Origin of the sequence: Kineococcus sp. NBC_00420 (assembly GCF_036021035.1) — a bacterium.
Lineage (GTDB): Bacteria > Actinomycetota > Actinomycetes > Actinomycetales > Kineococcaceae > Kineococcus.
Map to the genome: position 1 here is coordinate 2,135,590 of NZ_CP107930.1, position 25,253 is coordinate 2,160,842.

Consider the following 25,253-nt stretch of genomic DNA (forward strand, 5'->3'; position numbering starts at 1 on the left):
GTGTCGTGGTCATCCCCGTACGGTGGGATTCCGGTCGTCTGAGGGAGTACGCCATGGCCCGCGCCATCTGGAAGGGCGCCGTGTCCTTCGGTCTGGTCAACGTACCCGTGCGCCTCTACGCCGCCACCGGCGAACACGACATCCACTTCCACCAGGTCCACCGTAGCGATGGTGGCCGCATCCGGATGAAGCGGACGTGCTCGGTCTGTGGTGAGGAGGTCGCCTACGACGAGGTCGCGAAGGGCTACGAGAGCCCCGACGGCAAGCTCGTCGTGCTCAGCGACGAGGACTTCAGCGACCTCCCGGTGGCCAGCGGGCACGAGATCGACGTCCTCCGGTTCGTCCCGGCCGACCAGGTCGACCCGATCCTGCTGTCGAAGCCGTACTACCTCGAACCCGAGTCGCGGGCGGCGAAGCCGTACGCGCTGCTGCGCGAGGCGCTCGCCGAGACCGACCGGATGGCCGTCGTGAAGGTCTCGCTGCGCCAGCGCGAGTCCGTCGCCGTCCTGCGCGTGCGCGACAAGGCCATCGTGCTGCAGACCCTGCTCTGGCCCGACGAGGTCCGCGCCGCCGACTTCGAGGTGCTCGAGACGGACGTCGAGCTCCGTCCGCAGGAACTGCGGATGGCCGCCTCCCTGGTCGAGTCGCTCGCGGGCGACTTCCACCCCGAGGAGTTCGAGGACGAGTACGCGGCGGCCGTGAAGACGCTCATCGACACCCGCCTCGAGGACGCCGACGCCGCACCGTCCGCGGCGGCCGAGGAGGGCTCCGCCGCGTCCGGGACGGACGGTCCGCGTGGTGGCGAGGTCGTCGACCTGCTGACCGCCCTGCAGCGCAGCGTCGAACGTGCCCGCGGCGGCTCGTCGGCGGAGAAGCCCGCCGAGGTCGAGGACGAAGCGCCGGCCGCGAGGAAGACGACGGCGCGCAAGACGGCGACGAAGAAGGCCGCGCCGGCGAAGAAGACGGCGGCGAAGAGGACCGCCGCCGGGAAGAGCGCGACGAAGAAGGCGAGCGGACCCGCCAAGAAGACCACCACGGCGAGGAAGTCGGCCTGACCCCACCAGGAGGTCCCGGGCCGCGCGGTCGGATACTTGCCTGAGGCTCTCGACTTCGCCGGATCCCGGCGGAGCCGACCGACGGAAGGACCGGCCGCGCGCCCCGCATGACTCCTTCGACGACCCCACCTCCCGTGGTCCGGCGCAACCTGGTCGTGGCCGCCATGCTCTCGGCGACCCTCATGGCCACGATCGACGCCTCCATCGTCAACGTCGCACTGCCGACCCTGGCCCGTGATCTCGACGCCTCGGCGTCCGACACCGTCTGGGTCACGACCGCGTTCCTGCTCGCGGCGGCCTGCTGCATCCCGGCCACCGCGGCCCTCGGTGACCGGGTCGGGCGACGGCGGCTCTTCCTCGTCGGGCTGCCCGTCTTCGCCGTGGCCTCCATCGCCTGCGCAGCCGCGCCGACCCTCGGCCTGCTCGTCGCCGCCCGCGTCGTGCAGGGCATCGGGTCCTCGCTCATCCTCGCGGTGCCGATCCCGACCTACCGCCACGTGTTCCCGCCGGAACGGCTCGGCAGCGCGCTCGGCCTCAACGCCATGACCGTGGCCCTGGGGACCTCCGCCGGCCCGACGCTGGGGGGTCTGCTCCTGAGCGTCGCGCCCTGGCCGTGGCTGTTCCTCGTGAACGTCCCGATCGCCGCCGTGTCGTTCGTGCTGGGCCTGCGCCACCTGCCCCGCGTCCCGGCCCGGCCCGGCCGCTTCGACGCCTCCGGGTCCGTGCTGATCGCCGCGGCGATCTCCTGCTTCCTGCTCGGCATCCGGGGGGTGGGAGCGACCTCGACGTTGCCGCTGTCCGTGGCGCTGCTCGTGCTCACCGTCGTGCTGATCGGGTTCTTCGTCCGGCACGAGGCGCGGAGCGCGAACCCGGTCATCCCGCTGGGGTTGTTCACCCGGCCGTTCTCGCTCGCGGTGCTGACGGCCGCGTGCTCGTTCTTCGGGCAGGGCACCGCCTTCGTGGCGTTGCCGTTCCTGTTCCAGGAGTCCTTCGGGGACAGCGCGTTGCGCTCGGCCCTGCTGTTCACGCCCTGGCCCCTGGTCATCGTGGTGGTGGCCCCGTTGTCCGGACGGGCGGCGGACCGGGTCTCGCCGCGCCTGCTGGCCCTGATCGGCCTCGTCGTCCTCGCCGGCGGGTTGCTCTCCCTCGCCCTGCTGCCCGACGGTGCCTCGACGGTGGACATCCTGGTCCGCACCGGGGTGTGCGGTCTGGGGTTCGCGGTGTTCCAGTCGCCGAACAACCGGGACATGATGGCCGCCGCCCCGTTGCGCCTCGCCGGCTCGGCCGCGGGGGTGCTGAACCTGAACCGCACGGTGTCGCAGTCGACGGGTTCGGGCGCGGTCGGCGTCCTGTTCGTGATCGCCGGGGTCGCGACCGGGTCGGCCGCCGCCCACACCCACGCCGTCTCCCTCGTGCTCACCGTGGGTGCGGTCGTCACCGCCGTCGGGGCCGTGCTGGCGGCGGTGCGACTGCGGGGCGTCTGAGCTCAGGAGTCGATCGAGACGTCCCCGAGCGGTCTGCTGCAGCAGATGAGCACCTTCCCGGCCGCGATCTCCCGGGGCCGGATGCCGCCGTTGTGCTGCATGTCGACGTCGCCGGAGAGCAGGACCGTCTTGCACGTCCCGCACATCCCCTGGCTGCAGGAACTCGGCGGCGACATCCCGGCCCGGAACGCGGCGTCGAGGATGAACTCGTCGGGGCCGCAGGGGAAGCTCCGTCCGGACTTCGCCATCCGGACCGTGAACGCGGTGGCCGCCGGCTCGTCGTCCGGGGTGGGCTGGAAGTCGCCGATGTCACCGACGCCCTCGGCGACGGACTCCACGAACGACGACGGCGCGAGGGACTCGAAGACGAAGGTCTCCTCGTGGTGGTGGGCCATGTCGAAACCGCGCTCGCGCAGGGCCTCGCGCACGGTGGCCATGTAGCCCTCCGGGCCGCACACGAAGACCTCGCGCTCGGCCAGGTCGGGGGCGATCTCCTCGAGCAGGGCCGCGTCGAGGTGGCCGCGGTGCCCGTGCCAGTCCTGGCCCGGGGAGTCCTCGCTGCAGACCTGGACGACGTTGACGGCGGGGAACTGGGTGGGCATCCCCCACTGCTCGGAGCGGAAGACGATGTCGGCGGGGGTTCGCGCCGAGTGCACGAAGAGCACGTCGACGTCGGAGCCCAGGTCGACGAGCGTGCGGACCATGGACATCACGGGGGTGATGCCGGACCCCGCCGACAGGAAGAGGTACTTCGTCCGCGGGTGCCGGACGACGCTGAACACCCCCAGCGGCGGCGCCGCCATGACACGGGTGCCCGGGACCATCGTGTCGTGCAGGAAGTTCGACACCAGACCGCCCGGCTTCCGCTTGACCGTGATGGCGAGGCGGTGCGGACGGGTGGGGGGCGAGGAGATCGTGTACGACCGCTCGACCCGCCGGCCGTCGACGTCGAGGTGCAGGGTGACGAACTGCCCCGGGTCGAAGTGGAAGACGTGCCCTCCGGCCGACTCGAACCAGAACGTCTTGACGTCGTGGGTGATGTCGCGGACCCCGAGGCAGACGAGTTCGCCGAGGTCCTCCTCGTCACCCCACACCCCGACCTGCCCGGGGTGGGCGACGACCCCGAGGGGGTCGGTGACGGTCATGCGATCTGCTCGCGCAGCCGCGTGACGTACCAGTTCACGAACGCCTCGACGTCGTCCTCGACCATCGAGTACGGCCCCGGGACGTACCCTGGGTTCGCGCAGCCGCGCTGGGTGTTCGCGACGAGCGCGCGGTCCTGGTCGTTCGTCGCCCGCCACACCGACGTCAGCGCGTCGAGGTCGTAGTCGACCCCTTCGACGGCGTCCGGGTGCACCAGCCACGTCGTGCGCAGGACGCTGGTCCCCGTCGAGGTCGGCAGCACCGAGAACACGACGGCGTGGTCGGAGAGCAGGTGGAACCACGAGTTCGGCTGCATGTGCAGCGACAGGTCGCCGAAGGCCGCGTCCTGGACCGAGCCCATCAGCTTCCGGCAGACCGCGGCCCCGTTCGGTGCGAACGACTTCCCCTCGCCGTCGAGCGGCAGGTGCGAGAGCTGGAACCCGACGACGCGGGTGTCGAGCTCGCGGTGGTCCGTCAGCGGCAGACCGTGCGCCGCCCGGACCTTCTCCAGCGCCTCGGCCGCCGCGGTGTAACGGTCGAAGATCGGCTTCAGCCGCGGGGTGATGTCCTCAGGGTCGTAGGCGAACAGCGGGAAGTAGGCGGTGATGAGTTCCGGGTGCCCGTCGCAGTGGTAGCACTCGCGGTTGTTCTCCATCACCAGCTTCCAGTTGCCGGCCTCGGCCAGGTCGTAGGTGACGACGACCTTCGCCGTGTCCAGCGCGTAGGGCGCGAGGTGGGGTTCGAGGATCTCGGCGACGGCGTCGAAGTCCTCCGGAGCCTCGTCGGCGAGGCAGACGAACACGAGCCCGGACAGGTTCCGGACGTGGACCGGGCGCAGCGAGAAGCAGCTCTTGTCGAACGTCGCCGGCTGGGACTCGGCGAACAGGAGCTTCCCGTCGACCCCGTACGTCCAGCGGTGGTACGGGCAGACGATGTTGCCGACCGCGCCCTGTCGTTCCTCGAGCAGCCGTGAACCGCGGTGCCGGCAGACGTTGTGGAACGCCCGGACCTGCTCGTCGTCGTCGCGCACGACGATGACCGAGTACGCGCCGACCTCGACCGTGACGTAGTCGCCCGGTTCGGGGAGCTCGGCCGCGGCCGCCACGAAGATCCAGTTCCTCGCGAAGATCACATCCAGGTCCCGCCGGTACACCTCGTCGGAGGTGTAGAACGGGGCCTCCAGGCTCTGACCCGGCACGCGGCGGGTGACGAGGTCGTCGATCGCCTCCGCGGGCGCGGCGACGACGGTCTGAGCGGTCATGCGGCTCTCCCTCTCGGGGTTCGGTGCGCCTCGTGCCTGTCGTGAACTGTGTTCCGCCCTGCGGAACAGTGCCCCATCGCGGAACAAGTCTGGGATGGCGCGAACCGCGTGTCAAGCACTCCCGGCGCGCCGCGCCGCAGGCCCCGAAGCCAGCGGCGGCAACGGGTTTGGACGAAACACGGCCGTAACCCGCACGGCGGGTGGGTAGGGTCTGCGGGTGTCTCCCCGCAACGGCCCCCGTGACTCCACCGTGCAGTCCGTCGACCGGGCCGTCTCCCTGCTCCAGGCCCTCGCCCGGCGGGGCGCCGCCGGGGTGACGGAACTCTCGAGCGACGTCGGCGTGCACAAGTCGACGGTCTTCCGGTTGCTGTCCACGCTGGAGGCCCGCGGCCTGGTCGAGCAGGACGGCGACCGCGGCCGGTACCGCCTGGGCCAGACCGTCCGCTGGCTCGCCGCCGGCGCCGTCGGCGGGATCGACGTCGCGGCCTCGGCCCGTCCCCTCGCCCAGGAACTGGCGGCGACGGTGGGCGAGACCGTGAACGTCGTCGTGAGCGACGGTCTGGAGGTCACCACCGTGGACCAGGCCGCGGGTGGGTCCATCGTGAGCAGTTCGGACTGGGTGGGCCGACGGGGCCCCCTGCACGCCACCGCCGCCGGCAAGGTGTTCCTCGCCGCCATGACCCCGGAGGAGCTGAAGGTCGTCCTGCGCCGCGGGCTCCCCCGGTTCACCGAGGCCACCGTCACCGCCCCCTCCGCCCTGCGCGCGCAACTGGACGAGGTCCGCACCCGCGGGTGGGCCAGCGTGGTCGAGGAGCACGAACTCGGGCTCGTGGTGATCGCCGCTCCCCTGCGCAACGCCGACGACGCCGTCGTGGGCGCCCTCACCGTCGGCGGTCCCAGCTACCGCGTGAACCCCGACACGCTGCCGGGGTTCTGCGAGCCGCTGCTCGACGCCGCCGCCCGGATCTCCTGGCGCCTCGGCCACCTGAAACCGGGCTGACCCCCGTCCCGACGGGGACGGGGGTCGCTCCGCTCACTCCCCGGCGGGGACCTCGACCACCTGCCGGTCGACACCGTTGAGGTGCACCGCGGTGTCCGGGACCCGCAGCGTCGGGCCGGAGACCGGGCGCATCATCCCGTCGCTGCGGATGTCCTTCACGATCGCCACGCACATGAAGACCATGACGACGAGGAACGGTGTCGCCGCGATGATCGTGACGTTCTGCAGCGCCTGCAGCCCGCCCGCGTAGAGCAGGACGATCGCCACCACACCGGTCAGCGCGCCCCACATCGCGGTGAGCCACCGACGGGGTTCGTCGTCGCCGAAGCTGCAGAGCGAGGCCATCACGATGCTCGCCGCGTCGGCCCCGGAGACGAAGAAGATCGCCACCAGCACCACGACCAGGATCGAGGTCGCCGTGGCCAGCGGGAACTGCTGGAGCAGCGCGAACATCTGGGTCTCCTGCGAGTCGCCGGCGAGGACGTCGAGCGCCCCGGTCAGCTGCTCGTGGATGGCCGTGCCGCCGAACACCGAGAACCAGATCAGGCTGACCAGGGTCGGGATGAGCATGACGCCGACGACGAACTCACGGATCGTGCGGCCGCGGGAGATCTTGGCCAGGAACGCCCCGACGAAGGGCGTCCACGAGATCCACCAGGCCCAGTAGAAGATCGTCCAGCCGGACAGCCAGTCGCCGCCGCCGTAGGCGCCGGTGCGCACCGACATCGCCGGCAGTGCGGCGAGGTAGTCGCCGGCCGCGTTGGGCATGAGGTTGAGGATGAACACCGTCGGTCCGACGACGAACAGGAACAGCAGGAGCAGCCCGGCGAGCACCATGTTGGTGTTCGAGAGGATCTTGACGCCCTTCTCGATGCCGCTGATGGCGCTGATGACGAAGCAGACGGTCAGGACGACGATGATGCCGACCTGCCAGCTCGTCCCGCTGCCGGCACCGAAGACCTCGGAGAGGCCGCCGTTGATCTGGGCCGCCCCCAGGCCGAGGCTGACCGCGGACCCGAAGATCGTCGCGAAGATCGCCAGGACGTCGATGGCCCGGGCCGCGCCCTTGGCCCGCGGACCGCGCAGCAGGGGCGCGAACACGGCCGAGAAGCCACCGGTCCGGCCCTTGCGGTAGCTGGAGTACGCCAGGGCCAGGCCCACGACGGCGTAGATGGCCCACGGGTGCAGACCCCAGTGGAAGAGCGTGTAGCTCATCGCCGTGTCGGCGGCCGCGTTCGTACCGGCCGCGACGCCGGCCTCGGGCGGGGTCATGAGGTGGGTCACCGGTTCGGTGACCCCGTAGAACATGAGGCCGATGCCCATCCCGGCGGAGAACATCATCGCGATCCACGAGGCGCGCGAGTGCTCGGGACGCTCGTCGTCGCGGCCGAGGCGGATCCTGCCGACCTTGCTGAAGGCCAGGACCAGGGCGAAGACCACGAAGCCGGTGGCGCCGATCACGAAGGCCCAGCCGAGGTTGGTGGTGATCCAGCTCAGGACCGCGCCACTGCCGGACGCGAGCTGGTCGGGGACGACGACGCCGATCACCAGCAGGATCGCCAGCACGGCCAGTGAGACGAGCAGGACGGGCTTGTCGAGGGGGAGCTTGGAGTGCTTCTCGCTGACCCCTGGGTCGATCGCCATGCCGGGTCCTCTCCGGAGGGGGGTGCGGGCACCCGTGGGTGGGAGTGGAGCCTTCGCAGCCTAGGACCGCTGTTGCGCGATGAGCAACAGGTTCACGAGAACGGAACATCGATCCAACACCCCCGAAACACGGGACGCACGTCCACTACCGTCACGGCATGACGGAGAACGCAGCGCAGCAGACGGTCGTCACCCGTGAGGTCGCCGCGGACGCGCGGACGGTGTTCGCCCTGCTCGCCGACCCGCGCCGCCACCCCGAGATCGACGGCTCGGACACCGTGCGGGCGGCGGCGGGCACCTCCGTGCTCACCGGTACCGGTCAGGTGTTCGTGATGTCCATGGACCAGACCGCCCTCGGGCACCCCGAGGTGTCGGACTACGAGACCGAGAACCTCGTCGTCGAGTTCGTCCCGGACGCGTTGCTGACCTGGGAGACCGCCCGCCCCGGGAAGCACCCGACCGGGTTGTGGTGGAGCTGGGCCCTGGAACCCCTCGGCCCCGGCCGGGTCCGGGTGACGCACACCTACGACTGGTCGCGGGTCACCGATCCGGCCCTGCTGGCCCGGATCACCTTCCCGCGGATCCCCGAGGACGCGCTGCGCCGCACCCTCGAGCGTCTCGCCGCCGCGGTGGAGACGCAGGAGGTCAGCGGGCGGCCCTGAGCAGGTCGGCGCACTTCTCGCCGATGGCCATCGTCGTGATGTTCGGGTTGACGGCCGGCAGGAACGGCATGATCGACCCGTCGGCGATCCGCAGGCCCCGCACCCCGCGCACCCGCAGTTGCGGGTCGCAGACCGCCATCGGGTCGGAGTCCGGACCCATCTTCGCGCTCGCGCTGGGGTGGTAGACGGTGTTGTGGGTCTTCTTCACGTAGTCGGCGATCTCGTCGTCGGTCACCACGTCCCGGCCCGGGGCGAGTTCCGCTCCGGCCCACCCGGCCATCTCGGCCTGCTCGACGATCTTCCGGGCCAGCCGGATCCCGGCGGTCATGACGGCGAGGTCGTGCCCCTCGGGATCGGTGAAGTACCGGGGGTCGACCCTGGCCCGGTCCCGGAAGTCGCGCGAACGCAACCGCACCGTCCCCCGGGACCGGCCCTGGGTGACGTTCGGGGTGAGGCAGAACCCGTTGTCCGTCGTGGGGTAGCCCCACCGCACGGTGTTCATGTCGAAGGGCACCGAGCCGTAGTGCATCATCAGGTCCGGGACCCCGGCCGCCGGGTCGGCGAGCCCGGTCGTCGCGAAGAGCCCGATCTCCCACCACTGCGACGAACTCGTCACCATGGGCTGCAGCGCGTCCCAGAAGACCAGACCCTCGACGTGGTCGTCGAGGTTCTCCCCCACCCCCGGGGAGTCGACGAGGACGTCGAGACCGAACTCCTTCAACTGGGCCGCGGGCCCGACGCCGGAGAGCATGAGCAGTTTCGGGGTGTCGATCGACCCCGCCGAGAGCACGACCTCGCGCCGCGCCGTGACCGTGCCGTGGTGGACGAGGTCGGGGGCGAGGAACTGCACCCCGCTCGCCCGCAGGGCCCCGTCCTCGCCGGGCTCGACGACGACCTTCTCGACCCAGTACCCGGTCTTCACGGTGAGGTTGGGCCGCGACGCCATGACCGGGTGCAGGTAGGCGTGCGAGGAGGACATGCGCGAGCCGTCCTCCCCGGAGTTGATCTGGAACCAGCCCGCCCCCTGGCGCACGGTCTCGCCCCGGTTGAACCGCACCGTCGGCAACCCCGCCGCGGCGGCGGCCTCGAGCAGGGCGACGCCGCACGGGTCGAGCGGTGGGACGTCGCGGAGCCGGACGGGACCGTCGGTGCCGTGGTGCGGCGCGGCGGCGGCGTTGTTCTCCAGCCGGCGGACCAGCGGCAGGACGTCGGCGGCCCCCCACCCGGTGCAGCCCAGGGCCGCCCAGGCGTCCAGACCCTCCGCCGGGGGGTGGAAGGCGATGCAGGAGTTGTGCGAGGAGCATCCCCCGAGGACCTTCGCCCGGGCGTGGCGCAGGAAGCTGTTGCCGTTCTCCTGCGGTTCGACGGGGTAGTCCCAGTCGTAGCCGGAGTCCAGCAGGTGCATCCAGTCCGCCAGCACGAGGATGTTGGGGTCGTCCACGTCGCTCGGTCCGGCCTCGAGGACGCAGACGGTGACGTCGGGGTCCTCGGAGAGCCGGGCCGCGACGACGCACCCGGCCGTCCCCCCACCGGCGACGACGTAGTCGAACTCGCCCAGGTCGCTGAACTCGCTCACTGCATCCCTTCCTTCGTCGCGGGCTCCCCCGGGAGGGCGACCTCGCTCGCGTGGCTGGGGAGGACCCCGGAGTGGTGGCGCAGCCGCAACCGGTAGTAGAGGACACCGCCGCCCAGGACGACGGCGATGAACAGCAGCGCGCCCCACTTGAGGTACCAGTGGAACGGTGCCGCGGGGTTGTAGACCTCCCCGCGCGGCCAGAGCAGGTTGACCATCATGCCCAGGCCCCAGAGGACGGCGACGATGTTGACCGGCAGGCCCCACCTCCCCAGCGAGAACGGGGCCCTCGACCCGTCCGGCATGGGCACGGGCCAGCGGCCCTGCAACCGCGCGACCAGCAACGGGATCGTCACCAGCAGGTAGGCCAGGTAGATCATGCCGACCGCGAGGCTGGTGAGGACCAGGAAGATCTGCGGCTGGCCGACGTTCACGACGAGGATCACGATGGCGATGACACCGACGACGACGGCCGGCACGACGGGGGTCTTGTACCGCGGGCTGATCCGGGCGAGCTTCTCCCCCGCCGGCAGGTTGTTGTCGCGGGCCATCGCGAACATCATCCGGATGGTGGCGGTGTGCACGGCGAGGGAGCAGACCAGGACGGCGATGACGACGCAGACCAGGAACGGCTTGCCGAAACCGGACCCCACGGTCGCCAGCACCAGGTGCTGCAACCCGCCCGTCGCGGACGCGAGTTCCGGGTCGTCGACGTCGGGGACGGCCATGAGCCCCAGCAGCAGGATCAGCCCGCCGAGCACGAACGAGGCGACCACCGCGCGCAGCACGGCCTTGGGAGCGGTGCGCCGCGGGTCCTTGGTCTCCTCGCCCAGCGAACTGGCGGTGTCGAACCCGTACATGACGTACCCCGACGCCAGCGCCGCCACCAGGAACGCGCCGAAGTAGCCGCCGCTGTGGTCGACCCCGACGCCGCGGGTCTCCAGCACGACGCCGGGACCGCGGGTCACGTGGACGGCCAGCAGGACGATGATGACGACGGCCGCGATGAGTTCGAGGAACACCCCGGTCGAGTTGATGCGCGACATCAGCTTGACGCCGAAGGCGTTGACCATCGTCGTGAACACGACGACGATCCCCCCGAGGACGACGGCGTTCAGCGCGTAGTCCGTCGGGTCCGAACCGTCACCGAAGAACTGGAAGCCCGACCACAGCTGCGGCAGCGTCAGCTGCACCGCGAGGACGACGGCGGCGAGGGTCACGATCGAGGCGACGAGCATCGTCCAGCCCGCGGCCCAGGCGACGGTCGGCGACGCGAGGCGCTTCGTCCAGTTGTACAGCGAACCCGCGACGCTGTAGCGGCTGGAGAGCTCGGCGAAGCACAGCGCCACCATGAGCTGACCGACGAAGACGATGGGCCAGGACCACAGGTACCTCGGCCCGGCGGTGCCGAACCCGAAGTAGAAGAGCTGGAACGTGCCCGTGAGGATCGAGATGTAGCTGACGCCCGCGGCGAAGCTGGCGAAGGAACCGATGCTGCGTTCGAGCCCGGGTTTGTACCCGTACTCGTCGAGACCGTGCGAATCCGTCGTGCTGCTGGTTGCCCCACTCGTCGTCATCGTGTCTCCGTGTGCTCGAAGGTCAGGAAGCCGTGAACCAACCCGGGGCTGCGGGTCGCGTGTTGCGCCACACGTGCTTGCTCTCGCGGTACTCCGCCAGGCCGGACGGCCCGAGCTCCCGGCCGTTGCCGGACATGCGCTGGCCGCCCCACTCGGCCTGCGGGACGTAGGGACCGAAGTCGTTGATCCAGACGGTGCCGTGCTTGAGGGCGGCCGCCACCCGGTCACCGCGGTCGGCGTCGAGGGTCTGCACCGCGCCGGCGAGACCGTAGGTGGTGTCGTTGCCCAGCGCGACCGCCTCGGCCTCGGTGCGGAACCTCTCGACGGTGAGGATCGGACCGAACGTCTCCTCCTGCACGATCCGCATCGAGCGGTCGCACCCGTCGAACACGGTCGGTTCGTAGAAGAACCCCCGCTGCAGGTCCGGGTCGTCGGGGCGCCGGCCACCGGTCAGGAGCGCCGCGCCCTCCTCCAGGCCCAGCGCGACGTAGGCCTCCACCTTCTCGCGGTGCTGGGCCGAGACCAGCGGTCCGCTCTCGACCCCGTCGACCAGGCCGCTGCCGAAGCGGATGCGCCGGGCCCGTTCGACCACCCCCGCGACGAGGTCGTCGGCGATCGACTCCTCGACGATCAGCCTGGTCCCCGAGGAGCAGACCTGCCCGGAGTGCAGGAACACCCCCGTCAGGACGGTGTCGACGGCGACCTCGAGGTCGACGTCGGCGAAGACGATGTTCGGGTTCTTGCCGCCGAGTTCGACGGTCACCCGCTTCACGGTGTCGGCGGCGGCCTTGAGGATCCCGCGACCGGTCGCGAGCCCACCGGTGAAGGAGACGAGGTCGACGGCGGGGTGGCTGGTCAGCGTGGGCCCCACGGCCGCGCCGCCGCCCAGGACCAGGTTCACGACCCCGTCGGGAACCCCCGCCTCGGCGAGCAGCTTCACCAGGTGGACCGTGCTCAGCGGGGTGACCTCGCTGGGTTTGAGGACCACCGTGTTGCCCGCCACGAGCGCCGGGGCGACCTTCCACGACATCTGCAGCAGCGGGTAGTTCCAGGGCGCGATGAGGCTGCAGACGCCGACGGGGTGGTGCACGACCCGGCTGAGGACGTCGTCGCGGCCCGTGTCGACCGTGCGGTCGACCTCGACGAGGGCTTCCCGGGCGTAGTACCGGAACACCGCCGTGACGTCGTCGACGTCGATGCGGGCCTCGGCCAGCGTCTTGCCGGTGTCCAGGGTCTCGGTGTGGGCGATCTCCTCGCGGTCGCGCTGCAGCAGGTCCGCGGTGCGCTCCAGCAGGGCCGCGCGCTCGGCGACGGGCGTCGAGGGCCAGGTGCCCTCGTCGAAGGCGGCCCGGGCGGCGAGGACGGCGGCCTCCGCGTCGGCAGCGCCGGCTTCGTCCACCACGGTGAAGGTCCGGCCGTCGTAGGGGTTGACGACCTCGCGCGTCTCCCCGGCCAGGGCCGAGCGCCACTCACCGGCGACGAAGAGTTCAGGCACTGGGTCCTCCTCAGGTGTGGGGTGGTCGTCCGGGTGGGACCATCCCAGCTGGAAGTGATCGCGTGCAAGGAGGAACACCAGATGTCTGCTGGAACCCGGGTGGTGGCCTGCCCGTTGGCCGCCCTGCCCCCCGGTGAGGTGGTGCGGCTCGACCGCCCCGAACTCACCGCGCCCGTCTCGGTCTTCAACGTCGACGGCGAACTCTTCGCCATCGACGACACCTGCACCCACGCCGACGAATCCCTGGCCGAGGGCTGGGTCGAGGACTGCGCGGTGGAGTGCCCCCGGCACGCCTCGGCCTTCGACCTGCGCACCGGGGTGCCGTGGAGCCCACCCGCCCTCACCCCGGTGCGGACGCACCTCGTCGAGGTCGTCGACGGGGAGGTCGTCGTCGAGGTCGGGACGCCGCGTCCGAACTGACGGGGTCTAGCGGAAGACGACGGTGGAGTGGCCGTTGAGCAGGACGCGCTGCTGGCAGTGCCACTTCACCGCGCGGGACAGCGCCAGCGCCTCGGCGTCCCGGCCCACCGTGGCCAGGGCGACCGGGTCGTGGGTGTGGTCGATGCGGATGACCTCCTGCTCGATGATCGGACCCTCGTCGAGGTCGGGGGTCACGTAGTGGGCCGTGGCCCCGACGAGCTTCACCCCGCGGTCGAAGGCCTGGTGGTAGGGCTTGGCGCCCTTGAAACCCGGCAGGAACGAGTGGTGGATGTTGATGGCCCGCCCGTGCAGGGACCGGCACGCGTCGTCGGAGAGGACCTGCATGTAGCGGGCCAGGACGACGAGGTCGGCCTCGTGCTCCTCGACGAGTTCCAGCAGCCGCGCCTCGGCCCGGGGTTTCGTCGCCGCGGTGACCGGGACGTGGTGGAAGGGCAGACCCGCGGCCTCGGCCATCGGCCGCAGGTCCTCGTGGTTGGACACGACGGCGACGATCTCGCCGCCGAGGCTGCCCGAACGCCAGCGGAAGACGAGGTCGTTGAGGCAGTGCCCCATCTTGGAGACCATCACCAGGATGCGGGTGGGACGTTCCCCGGCGAGGGAGAACTCCATCCCGTACTCCGCCGCCACCGGCGCGAACTCGGCCTCCAGGTCGCTGATGCACGTCTCCCCCGAGAACGCCGTCCGCGAGTAGAGCTTCCCGCTGGTCCGGTCGTCGAACTGCTGGTGCTCGACGATGTCGCAGCCGTGCGAGAACAGGAACGAGCTGACGGCGTGCACGATGCCCGGACGCTGGGGACAACTCAACGTCAGGGTGCGGGGGACGTTCATCCGCGGATCTTCTCCATCCCGGGGTCGACGAGGGGTTCGGCCGCGACGCTCGCCGCGACCGGCCGTCCGAAGTACGAGATCTCGACGCCGTCACCGACCTGCAGGGACGCGGGCAACCAGGCGTAGGCGATCGGCCGCCCGACGGTGTGGCCGAACGCGGCGCTGGTGACGTAGCCGGCGACGGCGCCACCCACCGACACGGGCTCACCCCCCAGCACGACGGATGAACCGTCGTCGACGGTGAGGCAGGTCAGCCTGCGCTGCACCGTGTCCGCGGACACCCCGGCGAGCGCGGGGCCCCCGGTGAAGCTGTCCAGCGGGGACCGGACGGCGAAACCCACCCCGGCCTCGTAGGGGTTGTGCTCAGTGGTCATGTCGGTCCCCCACGACCGGTAGCCCTTCTCGAGCCGGAGGCTGTTGAAGGCGGCCCGCCCGGCGGCGACGATCCCGGAGTCCTGACCGGCGCTCCACAGCGCGTCCCACAACCGGGCGCCGTGCTCGGCGCTGGTGTAGATCTCCCAGCCCAGCTCGCCGACGTAGGACAGCCGCATCGCGGTGACCGGAACCCCGCCGACGGTCGCCGCCTTTGCCCGGAAGTACTTCAGCGCGTCGTTGGAGAAGTCGTCGGCGGAGACCCGCTCGATGACGTCGCGGGCCAGCGGGCCCCACAACCCGATGCAGCAGGTGCCCCCGGTGGTGTCCCGCACCGAGACGCCCGCAGGGGCCTCCCGTTCGAGGTGGGCGACGTCGGCCCCGGAGTTGATGCCGATCTGGAACTCCTCCGCACCGAGCCGGGCGACCGTCACGTCGCTGCGCACGCCGCCGGCGGGGTCGAGGAACAACGTGTAGGTGACGGACCCGATCGACTTGTCCATCTTCGACGTCGTCAGCCGTTCGAGGAACTCCACCGCGCCGGGGCCGGACACGACGACCCGCTTGAGCGGGGTCATGTCGTACATCGCGACGGCGGTGCGGGTCTTCCACGCCTCCACGGCCGCGATGGGTGAGTGGAACTGCGCGGCCCAGGGTTCCCGGACCGGCGGGACCCACTCCGCCGGCAATTGCTCCAGCAGCGAAGCGTTCGCCTCGTACCAGTGCGGGCGTTCCCACCCGCCCGCCTCGAGGAAGAACGCGCCCAGAGCCTGCTCGCGCGCGTGGAAGGGCGAGACCCGCAGGTCGCGCGGGGACTGCCGGGGCTGCAACGGGTGCAGGATGTCGTAGACCTCGACGAAGTTCTGCTGCGCGGTCTCGCTGACGTAGCCGGGGTCGAGCTGGACGTCCTCGAACCGGTGGACGTCGAGGGCGTGCAGGTCGACCGAACTCCGGCCGTCGACGAGGAGTTCGGCCACGGCCCGCGCGACCCCGGCGGAGTGCGTGACCCAGACGGCCTCGGCGACGAAGAACCCCGCGACCTCGCGGGACTCCCCGACCAGCGAGCCGCCGTCGGGGGTGAAGGAGAAGATCCCGTTGAACCCCTCCTCGACCTTGGTCCGGGCCAGCGCGGGGAGCAGCGTCAGGGTGTCCTCCCAGGAGGGCGCGAAGTCCTCCTCGGTGAACGGCTGCATCGACGGCATGGACGTGGCGGTGACCTCGCCGTCCTCGTCGAGGTCGGTGAGCGAGACGGGCATCGGCCGGTGCGCGTAGGAGCCGATGCCGACGCGGTCGCCGTGCTCGCGGTAGTAGAGGTCCCTGTCCTGGTGGCGCAGGATGGGCAACCCGGCCTCCTGCAGCTCGGAGTTGCGCCCGACGAGTTCCTCGACCTGACCGGTCCTGGCGTACTGGTGGGCCAGCGGCAGCAGCGGGACGCGCATCCCGACCATCGCGCCGATCGCCGGTCCCCAGAACCCGGCGGCGGACACGACGACGTCGGCGGGGACCAGGCCGTCGGTGGTGGTGACGCCGGTGACCCGGCCACCGGACTGCTCGACGCCGAGGACGCGCACTCCTCCGCGGAACTCCACGCCGGCCGCCGACGCCCGCCGGATCAGCGCCGTCACCGCCCGCGGAGCCTTGGCCAGACCGTCGGTCGGCACGTACAACCCGCCGAGGACCTGTTCGCGGTCGAGCAGCGGGTGCTTCGCGACGCACTCGGCGGGAGAGAGGACCTCCGCCCCCACGCCGCTGCCCTGCAACCACCCGAGCCGGCGCTCGATCTCGGCGAGGCGTTCCGGCGTCGTGGCGACCTCGAGACCGCCGACGGGGTTGAAGCACCAGGCGCCGTCGACGTCGAGGCCGGAGAACTTGTCCCGGGTGTAGCGGGCGAGTTCGGTCATGGTGCGCGAGGCGTTCGCCTGGAACACCAGGCCCGGCGCGTGCGAGGTGGAACCCCCGGTCAGCGGGAGCGGTCCCTGGTCGAGGACCGTGACGTCGGTCCAGCCGCGCAGGGCGAGTTCGTCGGCGAGGTTGGCGCCGACGATGCCGGCGCCGATGATCACCACTCGGGGATCGGTCACGGTCAGCTCCTGAACTCGAGGGTGGCGTCGACCAGCCAGTCGGCGAGGTACCCCGCGAACGACGACCGGACGAGGAGGGTGAACGCGTCGCCGGTGCTGCCCAGCGAGAGCAGGACCACGCCGGCCTGACCCAGCGTCGTCTGGGCGCAGGCGTTCGGGGCGAAGCTGCGGGGGTGGACGTCGATCGAGCAGCCCTTGGCCAGCACCGCCCGGGCGTGCGGACCGGCGAGCCGCAGACCGACCCGCTGGGCGGAGACGTCGACGGCCGTCCCCCCGAACGGGGTCACCGCGGTGCGCAGGGTCGTCTCCAGGTCGAGGCCGCCGCGGGCGGACACCGCGGGTTCCGTGACCAGCCACTCGTCGGGGCCGAGCCACACGGCGCGTCCCCTCTCGGTGCACGTCCAGGTGTTGTTCTTCACCGGGAGGTCCGCGCCGAGGATCCCGGCGACGACAGCGGCCCCGGGCCCCGGCGGGACCCGCAGCGACACCCCCGTCTGGAACTCCTCGACGGTGACGAGACCGCCGGTGCGTTCCGTCAGGTCGGCGCGGGCGGACAGGGCGTGGCTGCGCGGGAGGGTCTCAACCGTCACGACGGGCTCCTTCGGGGTCGACGAGGACGGCGGAGGTGACTTCGACGGTCACCAGCGAACCGTTCACCGGGACGCTGAGGCGTTCACCGGTCCGCGCGTGCCCGCCCTTGACCAGGGCCAGCGCGAACGGCCGGCCGAGGAACGCGCTGCGGTAGCTGGACGTCACGTGCCCGAGCATCGGGACCGGCGGTGCGGGCAGTTCCCCGAGCACACCACCGGGGACGAGCTCGACGATCTGGGAACCCTCCGGCAGCACCGTCTCGGCGTCCTCGGGCAGCAGACCCACCAGCTGCTTGCGCAGCGGGTCCAGGTTCTCCGCCCGGCTGAAGGACCGCTTGCCGAGGAAATCGACCTTCTTCTTCGACACGGCCCACCCGAGGCCGAGGTCGTGCGGGGTCACCGTGCCGTCGGTGTCCTGACCGATGATGGGGTACCCCTTCTCGGCCCGCAGGACGTGCATCGTCTCGGTGCCGTAGGGGGTGATGCCGAACTCCCGGCCGGCCGCGACGAGACGTTCCCAGACCGGGGCCGCGTACCAGCCCGCGACGTTGACCTCCCAGGCCAGTTCCCCCGAGAAGCTGATGCGCGAGAGCCGGACCGGGACACCCTCGAACTCGACGTCGATCCAGGTCATGAACCCGAAGGCCTCGGCGGAGGCGTCGATCCCGAACACGGCGGCGATCACGTCGCGCGAGCGCGGTCCGACGACGGGGAAGGTCGAGAACTGTTCCGTCACTGAGGTGAGGTGCACCCGCAGGTGCGGCCACTCGGTCTGCAGCCACTCCTCCATCCAGTCCAGGACCTTCGCGGCCCCGCCCGTGGTCGTGTAGACGAGGAAGCGGTCGTCGGCCAGCCGCAGGACGGTGCCGTCGTCGAGGACCATGCCGTCGGGGCCGCACATGACGCCGTAGCGGGCGCGGCCGACCTTCAGCGAGCTCATGAGGTTGGTGTAGAGCAGGTCCAGGAACTCGCCCGCGTCGGCACCCGAGACGTCGATCTTGCCGAGCGTGGAACCGTCGAGGATGCCCACCGAGGTCCGGACGGCGGCGCACTCGCGCAGGACGGCCGTCTCCACGTCCTCCCCCGGGCGGGGGTAGTAGCGCGGTCGCTTCCACTGCCCGACGTCCTCGAACACCGCACCGGCGGCGACGTGCCACGCGTGGACGGCGCCGGTGCGTTCGGGGTCGAACAACCGGCCGCGTTCCCGTCCGGCCAGGGTCGCGAAGCCGACCGGCGTGTAGGGCGGGCGGAACGTCGTGGTGCCGACGGCGTCCGGACCGGCTCCCAGTAGTTCCGAGAGGATGCCGGAGGTGAGGATTCCCGAGGTCTTTCCCTGGTCGTGCGCGGTACCGATCGTGGTGTAGCGCTTCACGTGCTCGGGCGAGCGCATCCCGGCGCCGACGGCCCGGTGGACGTCGGCGACGGTGGCGTCGCGCTGCACGTCGACGAACTGCCGCTCGGGCGGACCCTCGACCCGCCAGAGCAGCGCCGGGTCGGCCGGGAGGGGTTCGGGGGCGACCTCGGGCAACGCCGGCGGGGACGCCAGGTCGAGACCGAGGTTCGTCAGCACGGTCACCGCGGCGTCCCGACCCCGGGCCAGGGTTCCGGCGAGGTCGAGGGTGCCGTTCGCGGCCCCGGCGACGGTCATGCCGCGGACCTCGTCGGCGGGCAGGAACGCCCCCAGCACGGGGTCGAAGTGCAACCGGCCGCGGGCCTGGCTGAAGAGGTGGACCGCGGGGTTCCAGCCGCCGCTGACCAGCAGCAGGTCGCAGGCGAGTTCCCGCTCGCCCGCCGCACCCGAGACCGACGCCCCGGTGACGCGCTGCACCCCGGTGGTCCCGTGCACGACGGAGTCCGGGAGGACCTCGACCCCGAGCGCCGCGGCGGTGCGGAGCAGGTGCTCGGACACCGTCGCCCGCACGTCGACGACGGTCGCGGGAACCCCGGCGGCGGCGAGGTCGAACGCGGCGGCGTAGGCGCTGTCGTTGGTGGTGAACACGACGCCCCGGCTCCCGGCGAGGACGCCGTAGCGGTGCAGGTAGGTCCGGGCGGACCCGGCGAGCATCGTGCCCGGTCGGTCGTTGTCGGCGAACACGACGGGGCGTTCGTGCGCGCCGGTGGCGACGACGACGTGTTCGGCCCGGATGCGCCAGACCCGTTGCCGCGACAGGTTCCGGGGGGCGGACGCGCCGAGGTGGTCGGTGCGGCGCTCGACGGCGAGGACGAAACCGTCGTCGTAGACGCCGAACGCCGTCGTCCGCTGCAGGTGGGTGACGTCGGCGAACCCCGCGAGTTCGGCGACGACCGCCGCGACCCACTCCGCCGCCGGGGCACCGTCGAGGACGTCGGTACCGCCGAGCAACGCGCCACCCGCCTCGGACTGCTCGTCGACGATCGCGACGCGGGCGCCGGTGCGGGCCGCGGTCAGGGCGGCGACGAGACCGGCCGGCCCCGCCCCGACGACGAGGACGTCGACGTGCAGGTGCGAACGGTCGTAGTGGGCGGAGTCGGGGACCTCGGCGAGCTTGCCCTGGCCGGGGATGCCCCGGGCCACCAGCCCGTCGAAGAGTTCCAGGGTGCTGGCCAGCAGCATCGGCTCGGGGAAGGGTTCCTCGACCTGGACGAGGCTGCCCGGGTCCTCGGCCCAGGCCGCGCCGATCCCCCGGGGGCGGCCGAGGCGGATGCTCGTGCCGGTCTGGTGGATGCCGTGCGCGAGCAGCGCCGAGGCCAGGGTGTCGCCGGGGTGCCCCGTCAGGGTCTGGCCGGCGAAGGTGAACTCGAGCGTCCGGTCACGGTCGACGCGGCCCCCGGTCGGGATGCGGAACGGTTGGGTGATGGTGGTGTTCACGAGGCCCTCTCCCCGACGCGGTAGACCGTCGTGAACTGGTAGGTGGTGGTGTCCCGGACGGCGTTGAACCAGCGCCGGCACCCCGCGCTGTGCGACCACCGTTCCGCGAACGACCCCTTCGTGTTGTCGCGGAAGAACAGGTACTCCGCCCACGCCTCGTCGCTCGTCTCGGCGGGGACCTCGGGGTAGGCGACGTGCGCCTGGCCCCCGTAGTGGAACTCCACCTCTTCGCGCGGCCCGCACCACGGGCACTCGATGAGTTGCACGACGACCTCCCTCAGTGCGCCACGGCGGCAGCGCCGTGCTCGTCGACCAGGCGACCGGACACGAAGCGGTCCAGCGAGAACGCCGCGTTCAACGGGTGCGGCTCGTCGTGCGCGACCGTGTGCGCGAACACCGAACCCACCCCCGGCGTCGCCTTGAAACCACCCGTCCCCCAGCCGCAGTTCAGGTAGACGTTCTCGAACGGGGTCTTGCCCACGATGGGCGACGCGTCGGGGGTCACGTCCACGATCCCGCCCCACGTCCGCAGCAGGTGGGCGCGGGCGAAGACCGGGAACAACTCCACGGCCGCCGCCATCTGGCGCTCGATGATGTGGAACGCGCCCCGCTGCCCGTAGCCGTTGTAGGAGTCCACCCCGGCTCCCATCACCAGTTCGCCCTTGTGGGCCTGGGAGACGTACACGTGCACGGCGTTGGACATGACGATCGTCGGGTGCACCGGCTCCAGCAGTTCCGACACCAGCGCCTGCAACGGGTGCGACTGGATCGGCACCCGGAAACCCAGCAGGTCCGTCAGCACCGACGTGTTCCCCGCCGCCGTCAGCGCGACCTTGCCGCACGCGATGTCGCCGCGCGTGGTGCGCACGCCCGTGACCCGGTCGCCGTCGGTGCGGAAACCCGTCACCTCGCAGTTCTGGATGATGTCGATCCCGGCCTCGTCCGCCCGTCGCGCCAGACCCCACGCCACGTAGTCGTGCTTCGCGATCCCCGCCCGCGGCTGGTAGGTCGCCCCGAGCACCGGGTAGCGGATGTCCTGGGAGGTGTTCACGATCGGGCAGACCTTGCGGACCTCGTCCGCGTCCAGCCACTCCGCGTCCACGCCCTGGAGCTTGTTCGCCTCGACCCGGCGCACCGAGTCCCGCACGTCCTGCAGCGTGTGTGCCAGGTTCAGCACCCCGCGCTGGCTGAAGAGGATGGGGTAGCCGAGGTCCTCCTCGAGGCCCTCCCACAGCTTGAGCGAGTGCTCGTAGATCCCCGCCGACTCGTCCCACAGGTAGTTCGAGCGGATCAGCGTGGTGTTGCGGGCCATGTTCCCGCCCGCCAGCCAGCCCTTCTCGAGCACCGCGACGTTGGTGATCCCGTGGTTCTTGGCCAGGTAGTGCGCCGTCGCCAGCCCGTGCCCACCACCGCCGACGATCACCACGTCGTAGGACGTCTTCGGCTCGGGGTTGCGCCACAGGAAGTCCGGGTGCTCCGGCAGGTCCGCCCCCGGGGTGCGCGGGGGGTGGGGAACGGCGTCACCCGGGTCGCGCGAGAAGGCGTCCACTGTGGTCATCGGCTCGTCTCCGTCGGGGTCTCGACGACTGGTATATCAGTCGTCGACGAGCCTAGGGGTGAGCCGTGAGCGACGTCAAGGGACGAGTGCAGCCCTCACGGACGCCCACCGAGGGCGTGCGACGCCCTGGCGGCCGCCTCCACGACGGCGGGGACGACCTCGAGCAGCCGTTCCGTGGTGAGGCGGTAGGCCGGACCGGAGACGCTGATGGCCGCGACGACCGTCCCGTCGGGGCCGTGCACCGGCGCGGCCACGGCGTGGAGCCCGACCTCGAGCTCCTCCAGCGTCGTCGCGTACCCGTCGACGGCGATCTTGTCGAGGACCTCCTCGAGGTCACGGCGACGGACGAGGGTGGCGTCGGTGAAGCGGCGCAACCGGCCGGACAGACCGGCCGAGCGGACCGGCGGGCAGAACGCCATCAGGACCTTCCCGCTCGACGTCGCGTGCAACGGCGTGCGTTCCCCCACCCAGTTGTGGGTCACCACGGAGGACGCGCCCCGGACCTGGTCGACGTTGATCGCCGCGTCCCCGTCGGCGACGGCGACGTTCACGGTCTCCCCGGTGGCGGCGGCCAGTTCCTCACACGCCGGACGGGCCCGGCGCGTGACGTCCAGCTGGTCGGCGACGGCACCGGCGAGGCGGACGACGGCCATCCCGAGCCGGTACTTGCCGCGGTCCCCGACCTGCTCGACCAGCCCGCGGCCCTCCAGCGCGGTCACCAGCCGGAACGCCGTCGACTTGTGGACGTCGAGGCGCTGGGAGATCTCGGTGACCCCGGACTCCCCGAGCTCGGCGAGGACCTCGAGGATCGTGACGGCCCGGTCGACGGACTGCACCGGCGAGGTGCGCGGTGCGTCGCCACCGGAGATGTCCTTCACGTGGTCCTCACGCCGACATGGTCTCAAACGGGTCGCCGGGCCACCGCCCGAGCGGACCGCGCTGCCGGCGGACTGACGTACCAGTCCACGGGCAGCCGCCTAGGATGCTGCCGTGAGTGCGGAGACCTCGCTGGAGCCGGCCCCGTCGCTGGCCGACCAGGCCTACGAGCGGTTGCGCGACCGTCTGCTCGTCCTCGACATCAGACCCGGTGAGCCACTCCACGACGACGCCCTCGCCAAGGAGTTCGGCGTCGGACGGACACCGGTGCGCGAGGCGTTCAAACGCCTCGAGGCCGACCGCCTCGTCGTCGCCTACCCCCGCCGGGGCACGTTCGCGACCACCGTGGACATGACGGACCTGGGCCAGATCTCCGAGATCCGCCGCGCCCTGGAACCCCTGGCCGCCGCCGGTGCGGCCCGGCGGGCGGGTGCGGCCGCGCGCTCGGAGCTGCGCGAACTCGCCCGCACCGTCGCCGGCCTGCACGCCGAGGTCGACGGCGGGACGCTGACCCAGCGCGAGCTCATGCGTCACGACGTCGAGGTCCACCGCAGCATCTACCGGCACTGCGGGAACGCCTACCTCGCGGACGTCCTCGTCCGCCACGACAACCTCGCGACGCGGATCTGGTGCCTCGTCCTGGACCGGCTCCCGACCTTCGCCGGACACGTCGGTGAGCACGTGGCCCTGCTGGAGGCGATCGTCGCGGGCGACGCCGACGAGGCGGCGCGACTGGCCCACGAGCACGTCACGGGCTTCGAGGAGACCGTGCGCGGCGTCCTCTGAACGCCGCGCACCACCCGCTCCGACCACAAAACGCACCGGAGACACGATCGAGTGGGCACATTGCTCGTCGAGCACGGCCTCCCATGCGCCAAGATGTCACCCGTGCGCCGTCTCGACACCATCGATGCCCGGATCCTCCTCGCCCTGGACGAGGATCCCCGCGCGACCGTGCTGGGCCTCTCGCGCCAGCTGGGTCTGGCCCGGGGCACGGTCCAGGCGCACCTCGAACGCCTCGAGGCCGACGGTGTCCTGCACCGCTTCTCCCGGCGGCTCGCCCCCGCCGCGCTGGGGTTCTCGGTCTCCGCGTTCGTCATGATCGAGATCCACCAGGGGCAGCAGGACGACACCCTGCGCCGGCTCAAGGACACCCCCGAGGTCCTCGAGGTGCACGGCATCACCGGTGACGGTGACCTCATGTGCCGGGTCGTGGCCCGCGACGCCGACGACCTCTACCGGGTGGGACAGGGGCTGCTGTCCATCCCCGGGGTCGTCCGGACCCGGACCTCCCTGGCCATGCGCGAACTCGTGCCCTACCGGATCGACCCGCTGCTGAGCGATCTCGCCGACTGATCGGCGGCGCCACCCGGCCGTTCCCGGGCCCCCCGACCCCCCTCGCGGCGAGGTCGGGGCCCCCCGGTGCGGCAGAATCAGGCGCGTGCTGCGCTGGCTGACCTCAGGTGAATCCCACGGACCCGCGCTCGCGGGGATCCTCGAAGGCCTCCCCGCGGGGGTGGAGGTCGACAGCGCCCAGATCCGCACGGCGCTCGCCCGTCGCCGCCTCGGCCACGGCCGCGGTGCCCGGATGGGCTTCGAGCAGGACGAGCTCGAGGTCATCGGCGGCATCCGCCACGGGGTCACCCAGGGCGGTCCGATCGCGCTGCGCATCGGCAACACCGAGTGGCCGCGCTGGTCGGAGGTCATGGCCGCGGACCCGGTCGACGCCGAGGGCCGCCGCTACGACGAGCCGGGCCGGCTGCCGGCCCGGGGCCGTTCCGCCCCCCTGACCCGGCCGCGCCCGGGTCACGCCGACCTCACCGGCATGCAGAAGTACGGCTTCGACGACGCCCGGCCGGTGCTGGAACGCGCCTCGGCCCGCGAGACCGCGACCCGCGTCGCGCTCGGCGAGGTCGCCCGCGCCTTCCTGGCCCAGACCGTCGGGGCCGAGGTCGTCTCGCACGTGGTGTCGCTGGGCACCGTGGCCGCCCCGGCCGGCGTCGTCCCCGCCCGCGGGCAGCGGGACGTCATCGACGCGGACCCGGTCCGCTGCGTGGACCCCGCGACCAGCGCGGCGATGGTTGCCGAGATCGACCTGGCCCACACCGAGGGCGACACCCTCGGCGGGGTCGTCGAGGTCGTGGTGCACGACCTACCGCCGGGCCTCGGGTCCTACGTGCACTGGGACCGCAAGCTCGACGCGCGTCTCGCCGCGGTGCTCATGGGCATCCAGGCCATCAAGGGCGTCGAGGTCGGCGACGGTTTCGAGACCGCCCGCCGCCGCGGTTCCGCGGCGCACGACGAGATCGAGCGCACCGACGGCGGGGACGGCGCAGAGGGCATGACCGTCCGCCGCCGCACCGACCGGGCCGGCGGCATCGAGGGCGGGATGACCAACGGCGAGGTCCTCCGGGTCCGCGCCGCGATGAAACCCATCTCGACCGTCCCGCGCGCCCTGGACACCGTCGACACCTCCTCCGGCGGTGCGGCGCAGGCGATCGCGCAGCGTTCCGACGTCTGCGCGGTCCCCGCGGCGGGTGTCGTCGCCGAGGCCATGGTGGCGCTCGTGCTCGCCGACGCGGTGCTGGAGAAGTTCGGCGGCGACAACGTCGAGCAGGTGCGCGCGAACGTCGCGTCCTACCTCGACGGCCTGAAGATCCACGTCGCCGGCGCCTGATCGACCGACTCCTGGGAAGGTTTCCACCCCACCTCACGTCGTGAAGGGTGGAAACCTTCCCAGGAGTGGCCGGGGACGGGCGGGCCGG

The 25,253-nt window shown here is 71.7% G+C and carries 21 protein-coding genes; 8 read left to right on the forward strand and 13 right to left on the reverse strand.

What is annotated here, in order from left to right; translation table 11 throughout:
• Window positions 1-53: 53 nt before the first annotated feature.
• Both ku and OG218_RS10445 read left to right on the forward strand, forming a co-directional pair.
• Window positions 54-1,055, forward strand: a complete 1,002-nt coding sequence (gene ku, locus OG218_RS10440) for a non-homologous end joining protein Ku (protein ID WP_328293152.1) — start codon at window positions 54-56, stop codon at window positions 1,053-1,055.
• Between the two features lie 134 nt (window positions 1,056-1,189).
• Entirely contained in the window at window positions 1,190-2,539 is a 1,350-nt protein-coding gene (locus OG218_RS10445; RefSeq protein ID WP_328293153.1) for an MFS transporter, read from the forward strand.
• Window positions 2,540-2,541: 2 nt separating this feature from the next.
• On the opposite strand, the gene OG218_RS10450 is transcribed toward OG218_RS10445, so the two are convergent.
• Window positions 2,542-3,684, reverse strand: coding sequence for a hybrid-cluster NAD(P)-dependent oxidoreductase (locus tag OG218_RS10450; RefSeq protein ID WP_328293154.1), 1,143 nt, complete (start codon window positions 3,682-3,684; stop codon window positions 2,542-2,544).
• Window positions 3,681-4,943, reverse strand: a complete 1,263-nt coding sequence (locus OG218_RS10455) for an aromatic ring-hydroxylating oxygenase subunit alpha (RefSeq protein ID WP_328293155.1) — start codon at window positions 4,941-4,943, stop codon at window positions 3,681-3,683. The genes OG218_RS10450 and OG218_RS10455 overlap by 4 nt, the downstream gene beginning before the upstream one ends.
• Before the next feature lie 217 nt (window positions 4,944-5,160).
• Between OG218_RS10455 and OG218_RS10460 the strand changes: the two genes are divergently transcribed.
• Complete coding sequence (locus OG218_RS10460) at window positions 5,161-5,943, forward strand: IclR family transcriptional regulator (protein ID WP_328293156.1); 783 nt, start codon at window positions 5,161-5,163, stop codon at window positions 5,941-5,943.
• 33 nt (window positions 5,944-5,976) lie between these two features.
• Here OG218_RS10460 and OG218_RS10465 read toward each other — a convergent pair whose 3' ends face one another.
• Window positions 5,977-7,587, reverse strand: coding sequence for a BCCT family transporter (locus OG218_RS10465; RefSeq protein ID WP_328293157.1), 1,611 nt, complete (start codon window positions 7,585-7,587; stop codon window positions 5,977-5,979).
• A gap of 158 nt (window positions 7,588-7,745) precedes the next feature.
• Here OG218_RS10465 and OG218_RS10470 point away from each other — a divergent pair, with 158 nt between their 5' ends.
• The gene (locus OG218_RS10470) at window positions 7,746-8,249 is read left to right on the forward strand and encodes an SRPBCC family protein (RefSeq protein WP_328293158.1); all 504 of its coding nucleotides are present in this window, start codon (window positions 7,746-7,748) and stop codon (window positions 8,247-8,249) included.
• Here the strand turns inward: OG218_RS10470 and OG218_RS10475 are convergent.
• Genes OG218_RS10475 through OG218_RS10485 form a run of 3 tightly spaced genes read right to left on the reverse strand, consistent with a single transcriptional unit; the run spans window position 8,233 to window position 12,894 of the window.
• Entirely contained in the window at window positions 8,233-9,825 is a 1,593-nt protein-coding gene (locus OG218_RS10475; RefSeq protein ID WP_328293159.1) for a GMC family oxidoreductase, read from the reverse strand. The genes OG218_RS10470 and OG218_RS10475 overlap by 17 nt on opposite strands.
• On the reverse strand, window positions 9,822-11,399 hold the full coding sequence (locus OG218_RS10480; RefSeq protein ID WP_328293160.1) for an APC family permease: 1,578 nt from the start codon (window positions 11,397-11,399) through the stop codon (window positions 9,822-9,824). Before OG218_RS10480 ends, OG218_RS10475 begins: the two co-directional genes overlap by 4 nt.
• Before the next feature lie 22 nt (window positions 11,400-11,421).
• Window positions 11,422-12,894 (reverse strand): aldehyde dehydrogenase family protein, encoded by a 1,473-nt coding sequence (locus tag OG218_RS10485; RefSeq protein ID WP_328293161.1) that lies wholly within the window; start codon window positions 12,892-12,894, stop codon window positions 11,422-11,424.
• Between the two features lie 81 nt (window positions 12,895-12,975).
• On the opposite strand from OG218_RS10485, the gene OG218_RS10490 reads away from it, so the two are divergent.
• Window positions 12,976-13,314, forward strand: coding sequence for a bifunctional 3-phenylpropionate/cinnamic acid dioxygenase ferredoxin subunit (locus tag OG218_RS10490; RefSeq protein ID WP_328293162.1), 339 nt, complete (start codon window positions 12,976-12,978; stop codon window positions 13,312-13,314).
• Window positions 13,315-13,320: 6 nt separating this feature from the next.
• On the opposite strand, the gene purU is transcribed toward OG218_RS10490, so the two are convergent.
• From purU to OG218_RS10525, 7 genes are all read right to left on the reverse strand, one after another.
• Window positions 13,321-14,163 carry a formyltetrahydrofolate deformylase gene (gene purU, locus OG218_RS10495; protein WP_328293163.1) on the reverse strand — a complete coding sequence of 281 codons (843 nt, stop codon included), beginning with the start codon at window positions 14,161-14,163 and terminating at the stop codon, window positions 13,321-13,323.
• Window positions 14,160-16,616: a GcvT family protein gene (locus tag OG218_RS10500; RefSeq protein WP_328293164.1), complete on the reverse strand. Its 2,457-nt coding sequence runs from the start codon at window positions 16,614-16,616 to the stop codon at window positions 14,160-14,162. The genes purU and OG218_RS10500 overlap by 4 nt, the downstream gene beginning before the upstream one ends.
• A 2-nt stretch (window positions 16,617-16,618) precedes the next feature.
• Complete coding sequence (locus OG218_RS10505; protein WP_328293165.1) at window positions 16,619-17,206, reverse strand: sarcosine oxidase subunit gamma; 588 nt, start codon at window positions 17,204-17,206, stop codon at window positions 16,619-16,621.
• Complete coding sequence (locus OG218_RS10510; RefSeq protein WP_442906486.1) at window positions 17,196-20,042, reverse strand: glycine cleavage T C-terminal barrel domain-containing protein; 2,847 nt, start codon at window positions 20,040-20,042, stop codon at window positions 17,196-17,198. The genes OG218_RS10505 and OG218_RS10510 overlap by 11 nt, the downstream gene beginning before the upstream one ends.
• An 8-nt stretch (window positions 20,043-20,050) precedes the next feature.
• The gene (locus tag OG218_RS10515) at window positions 20,051-20,320 is read right to left on the reverse strand and encodes a sarcosine oxidase subunit delta (protein WP_328293167.1); all 270 of its coding nucleotides are present in this window, start codon (window positions 20,318-20,320) and stop codon (window positions 20,051-20,053) included.
• Window positions 20,321-20,331: 11 nt separating this feature from the next.
• Window positions 20,332-21,612, reverse strand: a complete 1,281-nt coding sequence (locus OG218_RS10520; protein WP_328293168.1) for a sarcosine oxidase subunit beta family protein — start codon at window positions 21,610-21,612, stop codon at window positions 20,332-20,334.
• 95 nt (window positions 21,613-21,707) lie between these two features.
• Window positions 21,708-22,448, reverse strand: a complete 741-nt coding sequence (locus tag OG218_RS10525) for an IclR family transcriptional regulator (protein WP_380162366.1) — start codon at window positions 22,446-22,448, stop codon at window positions 21,708-21,710.
• A gap of 154 nt (window positions 22,449-22,602) precedes the next feature.
• Between OG218_RS10525 and OG218_RS10530 the strand changes: the two genes are divergently transcribed.
• The 3 genes from OG218_RS10530 (at window position 22,603) to aroC (ending at window position 25,165) form a co-directional block, all read left to right on the forward strand.
• The gene (locus tag OG218_RS10530; protein WP_328293170.1) at window positions 22,603-23,274 is read left to right on the forward strand and encodes a GntR family transcriptional regulator; all 672 of its coding nucleotides are present in this window, start codon (window positions 22,603-22,605) and stop codon (window positions 23,272-23,274) included.
• Between the two features lie 93 nt (window positions 23,275-23,367).
• Window positions 23,368-23,844 carry an Lrp/AsnC family transcriptional regulator gene (locus OG218_RS10535; RefSeq protein WP_328293171.1) on the forward strand — a complete coding sequence of 159 codons (477 nt, stop codon included), beginning with the start codon at window positions 23,368-23,370 and terminating at the stop codon, window positions 23,842-23,844.
• Between the two features lie 85 nt (window positions 23,845-23,929).
• The gene (gene aroC, locus OG218_RS10540; RefSeq protein ID WP_328293172.1) at window positions 23,930-25,165 is read left to right on the forward strand and encodes a chorismate synthase; all 1,236 of its coding nucleotides are present in this window, start codon (window positions 23,930-23,932) and stop codon (window positions 25,163-25,165) included.
• Window positions 25,166-25,253: the final 88 nt, after the last annotated feature.

Bases quoted from the DNA above. Each gene is read 5' to 3' on its own strand.
- ku (WP_328293152.1), top strand. From the start codon at position 54: ATGGCCCGCGCCATCTGGAAGGGCGCCGTGTCCTTCGGTCTGGTCAAC.
- OG218_RS10470 (WP_328293158.1), top strand. From the start codon at position 7,746: ATGACGGAGAACGCAGCGCAGCAGACGGTCGTCACCCGTGAGGTCGCC.
- purU (WP_328293163.1), bottom strand. From the start codon at position 14,163: ATGAACGTCCCCCGCACCCTGACGTTGAGTTGTCCCCAGCGTCCGGGC.
- OG218_RS10455 (WP_328293155.1), bottom strand. From the start codon at position 4,943: ATGACCGCTCAGACCGTCGTCGCCGCGCCCGCGGAGGCGATCGACGAC.
- OG218_RS10520 (WP_328293168.1), bottom strand. From the start codon at position 21,612: ATGACCACAGTGGACGCCTTCTCGCGCGACCCGGGTGACGCCGTTCCC.
- OG218_RS10535 (WP_328293171.1), top strand. From the start codon at position 23,368: ATGTCACCCGTGCGCCGTCTCGACACCATCGATGCCCGGATCCTCCTC.
- OG218_RS10450 (WP_328293154.1), bottom strand. From the start codon at position 3,684: ATGACCGTCACCGACCCCCTCGGGGTCGTCGCCCACCCCGGGCAGGTC.
- OG218_RS10480 (WP_328293160.1), bottom strand. From the start codon at position 11,399: ATGACGACGAGTGGGGCAACCAGCAGCACGACGGATTCGCACGGTCTC.
- OG218_RS10465 (WP_328293157.1), bottom strand. From the start codon at position 7,587: ATGGCGATCGACCCAGGGGTCAGCGAGAAGCACTCCAAGCTCCCCCTC.
- OG218_RS10490 (WP_328293162.1), top strand. From the start codon at position 12,976: ATGTCTGCTGGAACCCGGGTGGTGGCCTGCCCGTTGGCCGCCCTGCCC.